The following is a 17188-nucleotide window of genomic DNA, read 5'->3' on the forward strand; positions in this document are numbered from 1 at the left end:
ACATACATCATATGAAGATTGCAAAAAAACTGCTCGCCATCCTGGCACTCGTGCCCGCCATGGCCCTCGCCAGCGAAGGCGGCTTCCCGCTGGACAAGGCGCCCGACCGCCAGACCAACATGGCAGCGCTGCAACATGGCGCCAAATTGTTCGTCAATTATTGCCTCAATTGCCACTCTGCCGTGTCGATGCGCTACAACCGCCTGCGCGACCTGGGCTTGACGGAAGACCAGATCAAGCAGAACCTGTTGTTCACCAGCGATAAAGTCGGCGACCTGATGACCACTTCCCTGGCGCCGCAGGACGCCAAGGCGTTCTTTGGCGTCGTACCGCCCGATTTGTCGGTAATTTCGCGCGCGAAATCATCTTCCGCTGGCACAGGCGGCGACTACCTGTATACTTACCTGCGTACGTTCTATAAAGACGACACTCGTCCGACCGGCTGGAACAATATGGTCGTGCCGAATGTTGCTATGCCGCATGTGTTATGGGAATTGCAAGGTATCCAGACTGCCAAGTTCGTGGAAGAGAATGACCCGCACGAAGCGGGCAAGAAAATCCACAAATTTGTCGGCTTCGAGCAAGTCAAGCCAGGCACGTTGAACAAGATCGAGTATGACACTGCGGTAGCCGACCTGGTCGGCTACATGGAGTGGATGGCCGAACCGGCACAGCAGACACGCAAACGCCTGGGCGTGTGGGTGCTGCTGTTCCTGTCGGTTTTTGCTCTGCTGGCATGGCGCCTTAACGCGTCGTTCTGGAAAGAAGTCAAATAAGTGAGGCGCCGGCCGAAGGCCGGTTGGTGCCTGTTTCTGCGTTGTCCGCACGAGTGGACAAGCGACCTGGGGTGAGCCGTTCGCGGCTTCACCCCCTTTGTTTCTAAGGAACTATAAAAAATGATGGTTCTCTATTCGGGTACAACCTGCCCATTTTCGCAACGCTGCCGCCTGGTCCTGTTTGAAAAAGGCATGGACTTCGAAGTGCGCGACGTCGACCTGTTCAACAAACCGGAAGACATTTCGACCATGAACCCGTACGGTCAGGTGCCTATCCTGGTCGAACGCGAACTGATCCTGTATGAATCGAACATCATCAACGAGTACATCGATGAGCGCTTCCCGCATCCGCAACTGATGCCGGCCGATCCGCTGATGCGTGCCCGCGCGCGCCTGATGCTGTTCAACTTTGAAAAAGAACTGTTCGTGCACGTGCACGTGCTGGAAAGCGAACGCGCCAAGAGCAACGACAAGGCCCACGACAAGGCACGCGCGGAAATCCGCGACCGCCTGACGACGCTGGCGCCGCTGTTCCTGAAAAACAAGTACATGCTGGGCGACGAATTCTCGATGCTCGACGTGGCTGTCGCGCCGCTGCTGTGGCGCCTGGACCACTACGGCATCGAACTGTCGAAGACGGCTGCACCGCTGATGAAATACGCCGAACGCATCTTCTCGCGTCCTGCGTATATCGAAGCACTCACTCCTTCGGAGAAGGTGATGCGCCGCTAAAAGATATCCCCATCAAGCTACTGCGCAGCCCGCTCTCGACTTGGCGTTACTCGCCGTACTCAAGTACGGCTGCGTTGCTGAAGCCGATATCGGGCTTGCTCGCTACGCTTTCTGGGGCATCTTGGGCCATGTGTTAAAGTTGCTTTTTGCGCTGCCCAGTCTTTTGAATTACCGGTGCGCCCGCCTCATGCTTGACGGGGCGCTCCCGCCTCATAGTGCCTACCATGTCTGAAATCTCAACCAAACCTTATATGCTGCGCGCCATCTACGAGTGGTGCACCGACAGCGGCTACACGCCTTATCTCGCGGTCAAAGTCGATTCGCGCACCACGGTACCGATGGAATACGTGAAAAAGGGCGAAATCGTCCTCAACATCAGCTTCGGCGCCACCAGCGGCCTGAAGATGGACAACGACGCCATCCGCTTCCACGCCCGCTTTGGCGGTATCTCGCGCGAAATCTACGTGCCGGTCGACAACGTGATGGCCATCTACGCCAACGAAAACGGCCAGGGCATGGCCTTCGAGCCCGTGCTGGGCAACGACGACCCGGACGCGCAACCGACCGACAGCCCCGCCTCCGCCGACGTCCCGCCGCCAGTACTCGCCCCGGCCGCCAGCGCGCCGACCCTGTCGTCCGTGCCGACCAGCTCCCCCGAACAACGCGACAACGCCACGCCCGGCGACGACGAGCCACCAAAAAAAGGCGGCCGCCCGACCCTGACGCGCATTAAATAGCGTATAATTCGCAACGCGCAGTTTTTGCCGACTTAGCTCATTTGGTAGAGCAGTTGATTTGTAATCATCAGGTGGCCAGTTCGAAACCGGCAGTCGGCACCAGAATTCAGTAGGAAATCAAAGGGTTACCCGCTTCGGCTGGTAGCCCTTTTTTCTTTTCGACTCCTGCCGCTGCACGAGAGCGCACCGACGCTCGCCCCTGCACCGTGACTCCGGCAACGCCTCTGCAAACCCCGGCGGCACGGCAATCCCGTCAGAACGCCGGGGTGCCAACAGCCACCACAAAATGCCAGGCGGGAGTCTTCCCATCGATAGGGCGACCATCCGTACCTCGCCGCGATCAATTTGCGGTGGCCGCCGTAAAGGCACGCCTATTGGACATACCAACTGACCAGCCGCCACGCTGGCTGGCCAACAACAGGCACTTCCTACAGTCCCGACGTGAAATCGTGCTGCCTGTAGCGCGCAATCTGATGCCCCGATCAAGCCAGCCGGTATCACGCTGGACAGCCGCTGGCACTCGCTACGCGCGCAGCTTCTATCTTCAGCCACAACGGCTTTTTGCTCCACTACGGTTTATCAGGTGCCATTCATCTGCGCCCCTCTCACACCCCTAGAAACTTGCCCGATGGAAATTTATAATGCATACTTCTTTATTAATACTTTAGAAATTCATCTTCCATCATTTTTCTGTTACCTACCATACCCTGGAGAACGCTTTGACACTCAAGAAAAAAATTCTGCTGGCCTATTTTTCCATCGCCATCTTGTTCAGTGTATATGGCTGGTTATTTGGAGAGTTCAAGTACCGCGGGTTCTCTTACAACCTTGGCAGAGGCATTGTCTGGCCCGTTACCGTATTCCCCGCATTGGGCGAAATTATCGGTGCAATCATTATTGTGGCCGTTGTCATAGCGGTGCTCATTTTTGGAAAAAATAGAAATCGCTGATACGATTTTTCAAATCAATGACTATTTTCCATTTGCATGCCGACATTTTGCACATGAGGGGAAAAACTCTCCGGCGAACGGCATGCTTGTGAAATTTATTGCACAGATAATTGTCTTTGGCACGGGAGCATATTTTATTTTCCATGCGATAGGATTCTGGCGCCTGCTCTTTGGACCCATCGTGCTTACCCTCGCCAGCACCAAAAAATAACAGGCATCATTCTAAGGATCTATATTTTGAAAGCACAACTGAAGCAGTTGAGAAATTGGGGAGCTGTCATCGCATGCGGTTTCAGTATATTTCTGAGCGGCTGTACCAGCAGCGAGCATGAACAGATTATATCTATCGGGAAGTGTGCAAAAGCAGCCAACTACCTGGAGGACAGCAGCTTGAGAGCGGCGACAGAATACCGGGCCAAAATTGCACTGAAGGATGTTCCTGCCAATCCACGGTATGCGATGGAAGTTGCGCAGGAGATCAGGGATGAAGCTGAGCCTTATGGTTCGTCAACCAGCATTGTGGACGTATTGAAGGTAGCCCTGGAATGGAAAAATTCGTCTTACTGTAAACAAGTGGAGGCAGACTTTGCGACGCATATTGCTGAGCGAGTAAAGAGCAATCTGCCAGTCATTGCAGATACGACTGGCGATCCGGCAAGCTGTCAGAAATATGTCGCGCAAGTCGATATTTATACGAGTCGCCATGCAAAAAAATACCATGCACAAATGGGACAAGTATTGCAGGCAACACTGAACGCTTCTGCGGGACGGCTCAAGGATTTTCAGATGGATGCTGTCAAACACAAAATCAACAGTACGGATTTTGGCGAGTTCGCACTCGATGTATATGCACAATGCCAAGCCGGTGGTGCGCTGTCGGAGAAAATTGGAACAAGTCAATTCGTGCAAAAACTACAATCGCCAGCCACCAAGGAAATTAACTCTTTTTTGACAGAAGCACGCACAACCAAGGGTGATTGCGGCGAATTCCCTCAAGATTATTGCGCTGCTGACTTCATGATCATGGCTGCGGAAAGAGCCTTGCAAAGAAGTGTGCAATGCGATCGCAATCCATTGGAGAAAAATTGCACATCAACTTCCGACATACTGATCAAGCAAGAATTTAAAGCTCTGGAAAATGAAAAGTTAGTGAGCATGCAGGAAAAATATGAGAACTACATAGCCCATCCAGAGAAATATAATTACAACACCTATTCGAATATACATGCCATCGCAGACAAATGTAAACGGGTTGCAATCGATAAGGGCTTGCGTGACGGTGCATACAGCGACTACGTCGCCGCCAACTGCATGCCGCAAGCGAGGATAGCCTTTCTGAAACCACAACAGGAAATATTAGACAGAATAAAGGCTCGCCTGTCGAGTTGATGTCCTATAGCTGCTGATCGGCATCTGGATGGCAGACTCGGTTTTGCCTTCCAGACACCTTACCTTCAGCGATGTTTCAGGCCCGCTGTTTCAGGTAAGCCTCACGCGACGCATTGCTGCACTGCGTAATGACTGCGGCTGCGATTAGGCGCAAGATGGGTGCTTGTTAGCAAAGAAGAACCTTTCGATGTCCGGCTTTCCTACTGGGGAAACATCATGTCCGCACACACTTACAAGCTGATCGAACTGGTTGGCACATCGACCGAGAGCAGCGATCAGGCGATCCGCGATGCCATTGCCAAGGCGGCGCTCACGGTCAAGCACATGGACTGGTATGAAGTGACCGATTCGCGCGGGCATATCGTCGATGGCAAGGTGGCGCACTTCCAGGTCACGCTGAAGGTCGGCTTCCGCCTCGAATAAAGCCATGTGGCATGGGCGGCAGCGGCGTGCCCGCTGCGGCGCCTGGCCCAACCTTGCCCTCTCACTAGCGCCTGGCGACTGACCTGCTCTCCAGCCACTCCCGGCCGCCGTTGTCCAGCGCGGTCTCGATGACCTTGTCCGGCAAGCTGTAGACGGTTGCCCAGCTGGCGCGGCCGTCCTGCGTATTGGCGGGGAAACTGTGCGTCTCGATCGGCCAGTGGTATTTGCGCTTTAACGCCTTGACGATGGCGGCCAGCGAGACGCGGCCTTGCAGCGGTTCGGCGCCGGACTGGTCGCGGTTCGACAGCAGCACGGCCAGGACCTGGCCGCGGCCCGTGCGCGCGCCGGGGAAGGTGGGAGTTTTGTTTGCCATGACCTATTTTACCGGGCGAGGGTCGACTGCCGCACCTTTGATCTGGCGCAAGCGCCGCAGCAGCCTTACGGCCACGATGGGCATTTCGCCAGGCGTGCCGGCGCCCCTCCGGCGGCCTGGGCCATTCATCACGGGGCACAGGAGACAGTCATGGATAGCCTAAACATCCACGCCATGCAGTGGCAGCCCGTCGCCGATATTTCCGCCGTCAATCCCTTGCTGCCCGAGGACGTGGCCTGCTTTCGCGAGCTGCGCGACGTGCTGCAGCGCTACGGCGCACTCGAGCGTTTCGGCATTTCCCTGATCCACCGCCATTTCGATATCGCCGACGACGAGGAGCTGATGGAATACGCGGATGCGCAAGCGCGCACCCTGACGGTAAAACCTGTCAAGAAAAGCGACATCGACTGGCAGCATACGACGATTACCAACTGGAAACTGACGGCAGGCGAGGAAGTGGCGCGCATCGGCTGCGGTTGCGCGCGCAATTCCGGTGGGCATCTCGGCTACCACCGCGGCACCTGAGGCGCGGTAGCGACCGGCCGGCAAGCGGCGTCGGCCATTCTTACACTTTGCTTCCACCAGTCCAACCCGCTTTGCGCAAGCGTTTGATTCGACAGGATTTTCTTGTGTGGCACGCAAGCTGCTTATCTCCGTCTACGAGATGAATCCAGGCAAGTCGTCCTGGATTCTTTATCCCCCCGGATTTTCCGAGACTGACCACGATAAGAGGCTGCGATGAATGTCGATCACACACGAAGCAAGACCCTGGGCTGGCTGGGCGCACTGGCGGCGGCAAGCCTGCTGGCCAGCGGCCAGGCGCATGCCGGGGCGTACGGCCTGGCCGTCAATGAGTTGAGCAATTTCCGCATCACCACCAGCGCCGGCGCGCTGTCGCTGGCCGGCGCCAACCGCAACGCCAGCGACAGCGCCTTTTTCCAGGGCGGCGTGGCCGTCAATCCGCGCGCCGTCAACACGGGCCCGGCCGCCAATGCCGACGTGCCGCAAGTGTGTTCCGGCAGCGGTTGCACGGGCCTGCCGCAGAACCACTACGCCCCCACCACGGCACTGGAGTTTGCGCGCGGCGATGCCCACGCCTTCGGCAACATGCTCAACGGCACTGGATCCACCGTGCTGGCCGTTTCGGAGGCGCAGCGCAACACGGTGGGCGCCGCCTCGGCCACGGCCGGCGACACGCTGACCGGCTCCGTCAACCTGACCCTGTCGAGCGCCGGCTTCATCACCTTCAGCTTCATGGGACGGCGCGACCTGCGCACCAGCGTGACGGCGATGGGCGACAAGTCCAATGTGTCGATCATGGATATCTTCAATATCTCGTGCAACAGCGCCAGCCCCGTCGGCTGCCTGTCGCATGCCAATGCCGACGGCGTGATCTTCCAGTTCGCGCCCGATGGCGACGCCAACAATGGCAGCGACATCAACGGCAACCACGGCGCGGGCAGCCTGGATCCGTTCAGCCTGAACATGACGGCCGGCACCAACGATCCGTCCACAGGGCGCGCCTTCACGAATGGCCTGGCGCAATTTTCTCTGACGTCGAACTTCGCGCTGGCGGCCGGCAGCTACACCTTGAATTTTTCCAAGTCCACGCGCACCGATATCGTCGTGATCGATCCCGTGATCGTCGTGGTGCCGGCACCGGCCACCCTGCTGTTGCTAGGCACGGGCCTGGCGGCCCTGGCCTTCACGCGGCGGCGGCAACCCAAATAATTAGCAGCAAGCAAAAACACGCGGCGCCCGCCAGGGCGCCGCGTGTTTTTGCTTGGGCGGCTGCGCTTCAGCCCAGCCGCGCCAGCGCCTGGCGCGCCAGTTGCAGCTGCTGCAGATAGTAACGGTGCAAGGTGGCGGGGTCGCCGAAGTCGCGCCCGAGTACCAGGCGCAGTTCACTGGCGGGACAGTCGGCGGGCAGGGTTTGCACCGGCATCCCCAGTTGGCGGGCCAGCTGGCGCGCCGCCTGTTCCTGCGCGGGCCGGTATTCGACGCGCGTGCGCGCCACCTGGAACGAGCTGTCATTTCCCAGGCGCACCACCTGCACGGGCCCGCCGGCCAGGCTGCGCGCCAGCGCGGCGGCCATGCCCGGCACGCCATTGCCATTGAGGATTTCCAGGCGCGGACGCGGCGCGCCGGCCAGCGCCGCCGTTGCCGGCGCAGCGACAGCAATGGGGACGCCGCGCTCCGTCGCCGGCACGCGCCGCAACAGGGCCATGCCGTCGCGTTGCGTGATTTCCACGCGCGCCATGGCCGGTGCCGCCGCTACCGGCGCGAGCGCAACGGGTTCCGCCGCGCCGCGCAACAGGGCCGCATCGCGGCGCGGGTCGTGCTCTTGCAAGCTGTTCGCCTGGCGCCGCATCACGGCGGCGCGCTCGTGCTGCCCCAGCCGTTCCAGTACTTGCGCCAGGTGCTGCCAGGCCAGCGCATTGAGCGGATCGAGCAGGCAGGCCTGTTCCAGCACGGGCAAGGCCAGCGCATCGCGGCCGCTCAAGGCATAGGCGTGGCCGAGATTGCTGAACAGATAGGCCTGCTGCGGGCGCGGCGTGCCCGCTTCCTGCGTCAGGGCCAGCCAATGGGCGATGGCGGCGTCATGCTCGCCGCGCTGCGCGTGCAGCACGGCCAGCGCGTTGCGCGCATGCACATGGCGCGGCGCACTGCGCAGCGCTTGCTCATACGCCGCCTGCGCGGCGGGCAGGTCGCCCCGGTCGAAGGACTGGCGCCCCGCCGCATAGGCGCTGTCGGCGTCAGGCAGCGGCGACAACGGCGGCGGCGCGGGCGCCGTGTGGCTGGCGCAGGCGCCCAGGCCCAGGCAGGCGCAGGCGGCGGCCAGGCGGGAAATCGTCGAACGCATGGTATCTCCTTTCAGCGGCTGGCCATGGCCGGCACGAGCACGCGATAGACTTCGATCACGGCCGGCCCCATGAGGACCAGCATGAGGGTGGGAAAGACGCAAAAAATCAGGGGAAACAGCAATTTCAGGGCGATCTTGGCCGCAGCCTCCTCGGCCAGCAGGCTGCGCTTGCTGCGCAGGTTTTCCGAATGCACGCGCAAGGAGTCGCCCATGCTGGTGCCGAAGCGTTCGGACTGGATCAGCATGGCGACCAGCGTGTCGACGTCTTCCACGCCGCTGCGCAGGGCCAGGTTGCGCAACGCCTTTTCCTTGCTGAATCCGGCGCGCATTTCCATCAGCACCAGCTGCAATTCCTGCGCCAGCACCACGCTCTTGATGTGGATCTCGCCCGACACCTTCACCAGCGCCCGTTCCAGGCTCAGGCCCGCTTCCACGCACACGGTCAGCAAGTCGAGCGCGTCGGGAATGTTTTCGAAGATGTCGCGCTGGCGCCGCTTCGCCGTGCCCGACAGCACCAGGTTCGGCAGGTAATAACCGGCCGTGGCGCTGACGCACAGCAACAACAGCAGCACGCTGCGCAACTGCGCCGCCATGGCGCTGGCCGCATACAGCCCCAGCACGGTGGGAAACAGCAGGGCCAGCACGGTTTTCGCCGCAAAGTACAGGGCCGGCGCACTGGCTTGCCGCCAGCCCGCATTCATGAAACGCGTGCGCAGCGGCGAGCGCTCCCAGCCTTCTTCCGGCAGCGACAGCTTGCTGAACGGCTGCGCCACGCGCGCCACGCGCTCCACCCAGCCGCTCTCCGGCACGGCATCGCTGGCGGCCGGCGCCATGGTGCCGGACAGGCGCTGGCGCAAGGCGCCGGGAAAAAAGATCAGCCACGCCAGCAGGGCCAGCGCCACCACCACAGCAAAGACGATCAACAGGAACAGCAGTTGCGGGCCAGTCATGGCATTTCCTCCGATTGATCGACTGACAAAACGTTCGGGGCCAGGCAAGTACGACCGTACGACGAGGCGACGGCACAACGTCACGGACGTTTTTCAGGCGATCGCTTAAATGCGGATGCGGATGACCTTGCGCATCCAGACCACGCCCAGCGCCACCATGCCGGCCGCATACCACAGCAATTTGATGCCGCTGGGGTCGGTCCACAGCAGGCTGATGTACTGCGGGTTGACCAGCGCCATGACGCCGATCATCACCACCGGCATCAGCCCCAGCACCCAGGCCGACATGCGGCCCTCGGCCGACAGCACGCGCACCTGGCCCAGCAGCTTTAGGCGGGCGCGGATGATGCGGGCGATGCTGACCAGCACTTCGGCCAGATTCCCCCCCGATTCGCGCTGCACCAGCACGGCGATGACGAGGTAGCGCAAGTCCGTCAGCGGGATGCGCGCGGCCAGGTTTTGCAGCGCCTCGTTCATCGGCACGCCGTAATTGATCTCCTCGTGCGCCATCTTGAATTCGCCGCTGATCGGCTCGTTCAACTCGTCGCCCACCATTTGCAGCACGTTGGAAAACGAGTGGCCGGCGCGCAGCGCGCGGGCAAGGAAGTCGGCCGCCTCCGGCAACTGCGCCTCGATCTTTTGCAGCCGCGCCGCGCGCGCGCGCAGCACGACCATGACCGGTCCGCCGCCGGCCACGCCCAGCAACAGCACGGCGCCCGGCAGCGGCATGGGCCAGGCGGCCAGCAGCAGCAAGGCCGCCAGCAGCACGGCACCCGTGCCGCCGAGAAATTGCGCCACCGACCAGGACAGGCCCGATTGCAGCAGCAGCCGGTCCAGCTGCGCCGCCTGCGGCGCGCGCCGCAGCAGCCGGTCCAGGCCCGGCGCGCGCGCATAGCGGCGCTGCTTGAGGATGGACACCCGTTCGCCGCCCGCCTCGCCGCGCGCCGCCATCAGGCGCAGGCGCCGGTTGATGCGCCGCGCCGCGCTGCCGTGCGTGCCCGACCACCACAGCCAGGCCCCCTCCACCATCAGGATGCAGGCGGCGAACAGCAGCACGGCAAAGCCGTAGAACACCAGGTCCATGCTGCCTCCTATTCGTAGATGCGGTCCGGATCGAAGACCGTATCCGGCACGGGCGCGCCGAACATGCGCAGGCGCTCCGTGAAGCGGGGCCGCACGCCGGTGGCGCAGAAGTGGCCGAGCACCTTGCCGCCGGCATCGACGCCCGTCTGCTCGAAGCGGAAGATTTCGTGCATGGCGATGATGTCGCCTTCCATGCCCGTCACTTCCTGCAGGCTGACCAGCTTGCGCGCACCATCCGTCAGGCGCGACACCTGCATCACCACCGTCACGGCCGAACAGATCTGCTGGCGCGTGGCGCGCGGCGTCAGGTTCACGCTGGCCATGCCGACCATGTTTTCCAGCCGCGCCAGCGCGTCGCGCGCCGTGTTCGAGTGGATCGTCGCCAGCGAGCCTTCGTGACCCGTGTTCATCGCCTGCAGCATGTCGAGCGCCTCGGCGCCGCGCACCTCGCCCAGGATGATGCGGTCGGGGCGCATGCGCAGCGCGTTGCGCACCAGCGCGCGCTGGCTCACTTCGCCCTTGCCCTCGATATTCGGCGGCCGCGTTTCCAGGCGCACCACGTGCGGCTGGCGCAGCGCCAGTTCGGCCGCATCCTCGATGGTGACGATGCGCTCGCTGCCGGGGATGAAGCCGGACAGCACGTTGAGCAGCGTCGTCTTGCCGCTGCCCGTGCCGCCCGAGATCAGGATATTCACCTTGGCCTGGCCCAGCGCCTGCAGCACCTGCACCATGGGCGGCGTCAGGCTTTTGTAGTCGAGCAGGTTGGCGATCGTCAGCGGCTGCACGGCGAAGCGCCGGATCGACAGAATGGGACCATCGACGGCCAGCGGCGGGATGATGGCGTTCACGCGCGAACCGTCGGGCAGGCGCGCGTCGACCATCGGGCTCGATTCGTCGACGCGCCGGCCCACGCGCGAGACGATCTTTTCGATGATCTTCATCAGGTGTGCATTGTCGTGGAAGGTCACGTCCGTCAGCTGCAGGCGCCCGCCCCGCTCGACATACACCTTGTCGCAGGTGTTGACGAGGATATCGGAGACGCTGGCATCGGCCAGCAGCGGTTCCAGCGGACCAAAGCCGAGCATCTCGTGCTGGATGTCGAGCACCAGGCTATGCCGCTCGTGCTGGTTGAGGACGATGCGCTCTTCCTCGATGACGCGCTGCACCAGCAGCGCCAGCTCGTGCTTGAACTGCTCGGCCGTCAGGCGCTTCAGGCGCTCCAGGTCGATACGGTCGAGTATCGTCTGGTGCATGGTCTTCTTCAGCTCCTGGTACGCATGCAGCGCCAGTGCCCCCTGTCCATTGCTGACCGGCCGTGTCTGTTCATTCGCCGCCAGGCGTTCGCGTAAAGTCATCTCGGCTCCCATGATGGCTCCCGGCGGGAGCCTTTGCTGCTGTGTGCTGCGTCAAATTTCGCTGCGCTCGCCACGGCTGAACAGGCGGTCGAACAGGCCGCGGCTTTCCGTCACGCGGCGCGCCGTCACCAGTTCCACCAGCTCGGCCAGGCTGCGCGCCACGGCGCTGGTGCGCGACAGCTGCAGCAGCGGGATGCCCTGGTTGACGGAATCGGTGGCCGCGATGTAATCGTTGGGCACCGTGTGCACCACTTCCGCGCCCAGCGCCTGCTCCAGGTCCGCCAGGCGCAGGCGGCCGCCCTTCTCGTAGCGGTTGACGATCAGGCGCAGGCGCTCGCCCGGGTAGCCGAGCGAACGGAAGATGTCGAGCAGGCGGCGTCCGTCGCGGATGTCGGGCAGGGCCAGCTGCAGCACCGGGTAGATGGCGTCGGCATTGTCGAGCGCGCGCAGCGACAGCGCGTCGATCTGGCGTCCCACGTCGAGCACGATGTAGTCGTAGTGCTGGCGCGCCACGGCGAGGATGCGGTCCATGTGGTCGGGCTGCATGTCGACCTTGTGCGCCGGGTCGTCGGCCGCCGCCAGTACGCCGAAGTTCGGCGTCACGTGCACCAGGCACGAGGCGAGAAAGGCGCCATCCATGCGCGCGATCTGCGCGCAGATGTCGGACAGGGTCATGGCCGGCTTCTGGTCCGACACATACAGGGTGGCGTCGCCGAACTGGCCGTGCAGGTCGATCAGCAGCACCTTGCAGCCGGCCATCGTCGCCAGCGCGTAGGAAAAATTCGTCGACAGGAAGGTGGCGCCGCTGCCGCCCTTGCAGGAAATGAAGGCGAGCACCTTGCCGTCGCGCATCTGCGTCACGCCGGCCTGGATATCGACGCGGTCCATCGCTTCATGGAAGGCCTTGTGCACGAGCGGCAGCTGCAGCACTTCGCGCATGCCGGCGCGCATGGCGCGGATCAGCACATCCTGCTGCTGGCCGCGCGTGAGCAGCATCAGCACGGCCAGCGGATACTGGCGCGCCAGGCGCTCCAGCAAGTCCGCCTCGTCGGTCTCGATGGCGCTGGCGTCGACGATCACCAGCTCGGGCGGCTCGGGCAGCATGCGCTCGACGGCGTCGCGCAGGCCGCTGCGCCGTTCCAGCAGGCGCAGCACGGGCATGCGGGCCGCGCCCTGCGCCGCGATTTCATCGTGCAAGCTGGCGTCGCGGGTAATCATCAAGGCTTTCATCACACATCCTTCATTTCAGTGCAACACGATCGGCTGCGCCCGCCTGGCGGCGCTCAAGGACAAAAATTCGGATTGCCCGGATAACCGAGCGATTCGGCCACCGCCATGGTGCTGCCCGTGGGCAGGCGCACGGCCTGCGCGCCGGTGGGAAACATCATCCCCAGCAGCGGCAACATGGGCCGGTACGGCACGCCCTCGCAGCGCGCGCCCTGGGCCGGCACACACAGGCGCGCGCGCACGAAACGGATGCAGCTGGCGCCATGCGGATCGTCCAGGCAATTGATGCGGTTGCGCTGCGGACAGCCGGGCATCGCGCTCACCGGCAGCGCCGCCAGCGCCGCGCCGCCGCCCGACTCCGACAGGTAATCGATGCGCACATAGGCGTCGCTGATGGCGCCGCCCAGCGGCAGCGTGCCCGGCGTGGCGCGCAGCACGGCTTGCGCACGCACGGCCTGCAGCGCGCCGGTATTGCTGAAATCGGTGACGGCGGCGCCGCGCGCGGCGCGCCGCGTGACCTCATGCACCATGTTCCACAAATACACGGCGCGCGCCATTTCCAGCAGCGCAAACAGGAACAGGAAGAACAGCAGCGCCAGCATGGCGAACTCGACGACAAAAACGCCGTGCTGGCGCGGCAGGCGGCGCAGGCGGCGCAGGCGGTCAATTAACATAGCGCATCGTCACATTGGCGCGCAGCGGTATCGGCCCCAGCTGCGGCAGCCACTTGCGCGTCAGCTCAGGCAGGAACACCATGGGCATGTCCACGGTGACATTCAGGCGCACCTGCTGCGGCGCCGTCGCATGGTTGCCGCAACTGGAGAGCTCCTCGAAATACACGCAATCGACGCTGACGCGCGTCGATTCCATCTCGGGCCAGCTTTCCGCCATCGCCTCGACCACCATCTGCCGCGCAAACGCGGCGCCCTGGGCCGCTGAGCCGTTCTTGGCCATCTGCGGCAGCGGCATGGTGGCCATGTAGCGCGCCGCGTCGTGCACGCTTTTTTGCAGGGCCGTGTAGGTCAGCAGCGCGCGGCCGAACAGCAGCATGAAGGGCAGCAGCCCCATGAAAAACAGCAGGATCAGCGCCAGTTCGATGGCCGCCACGCCCCGCTGGCGGCGCGCCGTGCGGTACGGCGGCCTCATCGCAGCAACTCCACGGGACCGGCCAGCGTGCCTTCGGGCGCCAGGCCGGCAAATTCGGCGCTCAGCATGCCGTTGCTGGCCGGCGCCGTCATGTAGAAGCGGCCGATGCCGCGCACCTGGGCCAGCACGTCGCTGCCGGCCGGCACGGGACAGGCCAGCAAGGCGATATGCAGCAAGCGCCGCAGCGCCACGCCCGTGTTCACCGTCGGCGCCGTCTGGAAGGCCGGCGTCAGGTATGGCGATTTATCGGCCGGATACGAGGACTTGGCGGCCGGCGCGGCCGACGCGGCCGGATACAGCGCCGCCCAGTTGCTGGTGGCCAGCGCGAAATGGCCGTCGGCCGGCCGCTCGGCGTTGTAGCCCCACGCCCTGCCGAACGACCACAGCGGCCCGTAGCTGGCCGCCGTCGGCAGCGGCACGCTGGTTTCGGGATCGGCCACGGACAGCAGCGGGTTACCGCCGCTGAGGGCGCTGGGCGCGTCGGGCGCATTCGTCATCCACCAGTTCGCGGCCGTGTTCGGATAGGCGCGGATATTCGTGTCGGGCGGCGCCGTGACGGGGTGGCAGCCACCGCCCGCGTACTGGTTGAAGCGCGCATTGAATGCCGGCCACAGCGCGGCGGGAAATGGCCGGTGCACATGCATGCGCGCGCTGCCGATGCGCGGGTACAGCACGCTGCCCGTGCAAACGAATGGCTGCACGGCGGCCTCGCTCACCTGCGCCGACGGGCCCACCAGCCCCGGCTGGCCAAGCGGATTGAGCACGAAGTGTTCGGCCACCGGGCCGTGCGGGTTGAGCTTGAACAAGTTATATGCGACGCCACGGCGGAAGCCGAACTCGAGCACTTCCACCAGCGGCTGCAGCGCCACGTTCGTGCGTTTGGCCGCCGCGCTGGCCGACAGCGCGCAGATGGCCAGCGGCGCCACGCGCAGGCTGGTGCGGCCCGCCACGGCGCGCGCGCCCGTGTCCAGCGTGCGCAGGGCCGGCGACCAGGCGCCCAGGAAGGCCGTCGCCACGTGACCCAGCGGCGGCACGTTGGCCTGCGTATCGATGCGCACGAACAGGGCCGCGCCGGGGTCCGGCACGGCGCCGGCCGCATGCCACTCGCCGTCCGGCGCATCGACCGCGCTGGCGAAACGGATGCTGGCGTCCGACAGGACCACGCCCTGCATGCGGCGGCGGTACATATTCTTCTCGGCCGCGCTGGCCTTGGCTTTCGTCACGGCATTGGCCAGGCCGGCGGGCGTGCCTTCCAGTTCGGCGGCCGCCGCCAGCGCCGCATTGTCAGCCAGGTTCTGCAGTTCCGTCTTGCGGCCGATGACTTGCCCCACGTCGAGCGCCAGGCCGATAAAGCCCAGCACCACGATGAGCAGGATGGAAAAGGCGATCAGCATCGCCCCGCGCTGGCGTCGGCGTCTATTTGCCACTGCCGCCTCCCAGCATGAACTGCACCGGCTGCGGCGCCTGGCCATTCGTCTCGGCAAACGAGGCGCGGTAGCGCTGCATGACGGCATGCGCGCTGGGACCGTCGAGCCCGTCGGCCGGCTGGCGATTGGCGGCGGCGGCCGGATGACGCACCTGCTGCGCCGTGGACAGGCGCACGGCATCGCCAAAGCGCTGGTCCAGCAGCGGCGTGCTGCTGTGCGCGCAGGCGGCCAGCAGCAGCGCCAGGGCCGGCACCGCCAGGCGCCGCGGGCACGTCAGGAGCGAGTTCGGCATGGCGTATCTCCCCGTCTCATTTCAATTCGAAACCATGGGCCGCGCGCGGCGGCGGCACGGCGGGCGATGCTGGCGATGGTGGCGGCACGGGGCCTTCCATCTTGCCGCCCAACATCAGGGTCGCGCGTGACGGCGGTGCCAGCTGCGCCGTCGGCAGGACGGCGTCCGCCGGCAAGGGTTTCACCAGGTGCGCGGTAATGACGAACAGCAGTTCCGTGCGGTCATGCTGGAAGTCCGTGCTGCGAAACAGCGCGCCGAGGATGGGCAGCTCGCTGAGCCACGGCACGCCCGTGATATTGCTCACCTGGTTATTCTTGATGAGGCCGCCGATGGCGTAGCTCTGGCCATCGAACAGCTGCACCGTGGTCGAGGCGCGCCGCGTCGTGATGACGGGCAGGATCGAGCGTCCGCTGACGCCGGCGGCGGAAATGCCCACGCCTTCGCGCGACAGTTCCGACACTTCCGGCGCCACCTTCAGATTGATGCGCCCGCCCGACAGCACGGTGGGCGTGAAGCGCAGGCCGACGCCGTATTCGCGCTCTTCCAGCGTGATCTTGTTGTTGTCCTGGCCGACGGGAATGAAGATCTTGCCGCCCGCCAGGAAACTGCCCTCCTGGCCGCTGATCGCCATCACCGTCGGCTCGGCCAGGATGCGCACCAGGCCATCCTGCTTCTGCGCCTCGATCGTCAGCTGCTGGCCGTTCGACTTGCGCACGTCGAGCAAGCCGTTGGCCGTGCCGCTGAGGAAATTCGACAGCAAGGTGGTGGCCCAGCTGCCCGAGGCGAAGCGCAGGGTGGCGCCCACTTCCAGGCGCTCGAGCAGGGACTTCGACACTTCGGCGATCTGCACGGCCAGCATCACCTGCTGCGGCGCGCTGACGTCGAGCATGTTGATGATGCGGCTGTTCGGCGTGGCGCCGCCGCCGGCGGCCACGGCCGGCGGCGGCATGGCGGCGCCGTCGGCCGGCTTGGGCAGCGCCAGCGGCACGGTGGTGCGCCGCACATAGGCGTGCGCCAGTTCCACGGCGCGCAGCACGGCGCCCGCATCCTGCACCGTGCCAGACAGCACCAGGCTATCGGCCACGGCCGTGACGCGGATGGACTTTTCGTCCGGCATCAGCGCGGCCAGGGTCGCCTGCAGGCCGGCCGGATCCATGCTGACGCTGACGTTGACGACGCTGCACACGCCGCTCTTGCCCTGGATGATCATATTGGTGCTGCCGACGTCGACACCCACCACATACAAGGTGTCGGGCGCCACCAGCATGGCTTGCACGACGGCCGGGTTGCCGACGCTGCGGGCAAACACGGCTTCCGGCAGGCGCAGCATGCTCGACTTACCCACCTGCAGCTGCAAGTTGCCGGGCGACGCCGCCTCGCCGCCGCAGCGGGGACCAGGCTCGGCCGCCGCGCCGGCGAGCGGCGGCAGCAGGCAGCAAAAGAGGAGCAAGGCGCGGTTCATGAG

At 64.0% G+C, this 17188-nt stretch carries 20 protein-coding genes and 1 tRNA gene; 10 read left to right on the forward strand and 11 right to left on the reverse strand.

Features of this window, described 5'->3' with window-relative positions; translation table 11 throughout:
* The first annotated feature begins 11 nt into the window (after nt 1-11).
* The 8 genes from AC1RDJ_RS09115 to AC1RDJ_RS09150 all read left to right on the forward strand — a co-directional run bounded on the left by AC1RDJ_RS09115 (nt 12) and on the right by AC1RDJ_RS09150 (nt 5007).
* A complete protein-coding gene (locus tag AC1RDJ_RS09115) occupies nt 12-776 on the forward strand; it encodes a cytochrome c1 (protein ID WP_071325757.1) in 765 nt (254 codons plus the stop codon).
* 120 nt (nt 777-896) lie between these two features.
* Nucleotides 897-1508, forward strand: a complete 612-nt coding sequence (locus tag AC1RDJ_RS09120) for a glutathione S-transferase N-terminal domain-containing protein (RefSeq protein WP_010394154.1) — start codon at nt 897-899, stop codon at nt 1506-1508.
* Nucleotides 1509-1732: 224 nt separating this feature from the next.
* Entirely contained in the window at nt 1733-2245 is a 513-nt protein-coding gene (locus tag AC1RDJ_RS09125) for a ClpXP protease specificity-enhancing factor (protein ID WP_071325758.1), read from the forward strand.
* Between the two features lie 26 nt (nt 2246-2271).
* Nucleotides 2272-2347 (forward strand) — tRNA-Thr (locus AC1RDJ_RS09130).
* A gap of 617 nt (nt 2348-2964) precedes the next feature.
* Entirely contained in the window at nt 2965-3195 is a 231-nt protein-coding gene (locus tag AC1RDJ_RS09135; protein ID WP_071325759.1) for a hypothetical protein, read from the forward strand.
* Nucleotides 3173-3406 (forward strand): hypothetical protein, encoded by a 234-nt coding sequence (locus tag AC1RDJ_RS09140; protein WP_156894979.1) that lies wholly within the window; start codon nt 3173-3175, stop codon nt 3404-3406. Before AC1RDJ_RS09135 ends, AC1RDJ_RS09140 begins: the two co-directional genes overlap by 23 nt.
* A gap of 26 nt (nt 3407-3432) precedes the next feature.
* The gene (locus AC1RDJ_RS09145) at nt 3433-4584 is read left to right on the forward strand and encodes a hypothetical protein (RefSeq protein ID WP_493027255.1); all 1152 of its coding nucleotides are present in this window, start codon (nt 3433-3435) and stop codon (nt 4582-4584) included.
* Between the two features lie 216 nt (nt 4585-4800).
* Nucleotides 4801-5007 carry a dodecin gene (locus tag AC1RDJ_RS09150; RefSeq protein ID WP_071325761.1) on the forward strand — a complete coding sequence of 69 codons (207 nt, stop codon included), beginning with the start codon at nt 4801-4803 and terminating at the stop codon, nt 5005-5007.
* Between the two features lie 64 nt (nt 5008-5071).
* Here AC1RDJ_RS09150 and AC1RDJ_RS09155 read toward each other — a convergent pair whose 3' ends face one another.
* Nucleotides 5072-5380 (reverse strand): hypothetical protein, encoded by a 309-nt coding sequence (locus AC1RDJ_RS09155; RefSeq protein WP_493027256.1) that lies wholly within the window; start codon nt 5378-5380, stop codon nt 5072-5074.
* Between the two features lie 150 nt (nt 5381-5530).
* Between AC1RDJ_RS09155 and AC1RDJ_RS09160 the strand changes: the two genes are divergently transcribed.
* Entirely contained in the window at nt 5531-5905 is a 375-nt protein-coding gene (locus tag AC1RDJ_RS09160) for a hypothetical protein (RefSeq protein WP_493027257.1), read from the forward strand.
* A 213-nt stretch (nt 5906-6118) separates the two neighbouring features.
* A complete protein-coding gene (locus tag AC1RDJ_RS09165) occupies nt 6119-7111 on the forward strand; it encodes an EDSAP-1 family PEP-CTERM protein (RefSeq protein ID WP_071325764.1) in 993 nt (330 codons plus the stop codon).
* Between the two features lie 67 nt (nt 7112-7178).
* On the opposite strand, the gene AC1RDJ_RS09170 is transcribed toward AC1RDJ_RS09165, so the two are convergent.
* From AC1RDJ_RS09170 to AC1RDJ_RS09215, 10 genes are all read right to left on the reverse strand, one after another.
* Nucleotides 7179-8243: a LytR C-terminal domain-containing protein gene (locus AC1RDJ_RS09170; RefSeq protein ID WP_493027258.1), complete on the reverse strand. Its 1065-nt coding sequence runs from the start codon at nt 8241-8243 to the stop codon at nt 7179-7181.
* Between the two features lie 11 nt (nt 8244-8254).
* Nucleotides 8255-9193 (reverse strand): type II secretion system F family protein, encoded by a 939-nt coding sequence (locus AC1RDJ_RS09175; RefSeq protein WP_071325766.1) that lies wholly within the window; start codon nt 9191-9193, stop codon nt 8255-8257.
* Nucleotides 9194-9298: 105 nt separating this feature from the next.
* Nucleotides 9299-10276 carry a type II secretion system F family protein gene (locus AC1RDJ_RS09180; protein WP_493027259.1) on the reverse strand — a complete coding sequence of 326 codons (978 nt, stop codon included), beginning with the start codon at nt 10274-10276 and terminating at the stop codon, nt 9299-9301.
* 8 nt (nt 10277-10284) lie between these two features.
* Nucleotides 10285-11631 (reverse strand): TadA family conjugal transfer-associated ATPase, encoded by a 1347-nt coding sequence (locus AC1RDJ_RS09185; RefSeq protein WP_289887804.1) that lies wholly within the window; start codon nt 11629-11631, stop codon nt 10285-10287.
* Between the two features lie 51 nt (nt 11632-11682).
* Nucleotides 11683-12861 (reverse strand): CpaE/TadZ family protein, encoded by a 1179-nt coding sequence (locus tag AC1RDJ_RS09190; RefSeq protein WP_071325769.1) that lies wholly within the window; start codon nt 12859-12861, stop codon nt 11683-11685.
* A 53-nt stretch (nt 12862-12914) separates the two neighbouring features.
* Nucleotides 12915-13532, reverse strand: a complete 618-nt coding sequence (locus tag AC1RDJ_RS09195) for a TadE/TadG family type IV pilus assembly protein (RefSeq protein ID WP_493027260.1) — start codon at nt 13530-13532, stop codon at nt 12915-12917.
* The gene (locus AC1RDJ_RS09200) at nt 13522-14004 is read right to left on the reverse strand and encodes a TadE/TadG family type IV pilus assembly protein (RefSeq protein WP_071325771.1); all 483 of its coding nucleotides are present in this window, start codon (nt 14002-14004) and stop codon (nt 13522-13524) included. The genes AC1RDJ_RS09195 and AC1RDJ_RS09200 overlap by 11 nt, the downstream gene beginning before the upstream one ends.
* The gene (locus AC1RDJ_RS09205) at nt 14001-15431 is read right to left on the reverse strand and encodes a pilus assembly protein TadG-related protein (RefSeq protein WP_493027261.1); all 1431 of its coding nucleotides are present in this window, start codon (nt 15429-15431) and stop codon (nt 14001-14003) included. Before AC1RDJ_RS09205 ends, AC1RDJ_RS09200 begins: the two co-directional genes overlap by 4 nt.
* Nucleotides 15421-15723 (reverse strand): hypothetical protein, encoded by a 303-nt coding sequence (locus AC1RDJ_RS09210; RefSeq protein WP_493027262.1) that lies wholly within the window; start codon nt 15721-15723, stop codon nt 15421-15423. Before AC1RDJ_RS09210 ends, AC1RDJ_RS09205 begins: the two co-directional genes overlap by 11 nt.
* Nucleotides 15724-15739: 16 nt before the next feature.
* A complete protein-coding gene (locus AC1RDJ_RS09215) occupies nt 15740-17185 on the reverse strand; it encodes a type II and III secretion system protein family protein (RefSeq protein ID WP_493027263.1) in 1446 nt (481 codons plus the stop codon).
* Between the last annotated feature and the right edge of the window lie 3 nt (nt 17186-17188).

It is taken from the genome of Janthinobacterium sp. GW822-FHT07H10, from assembly GCF_058798675.1.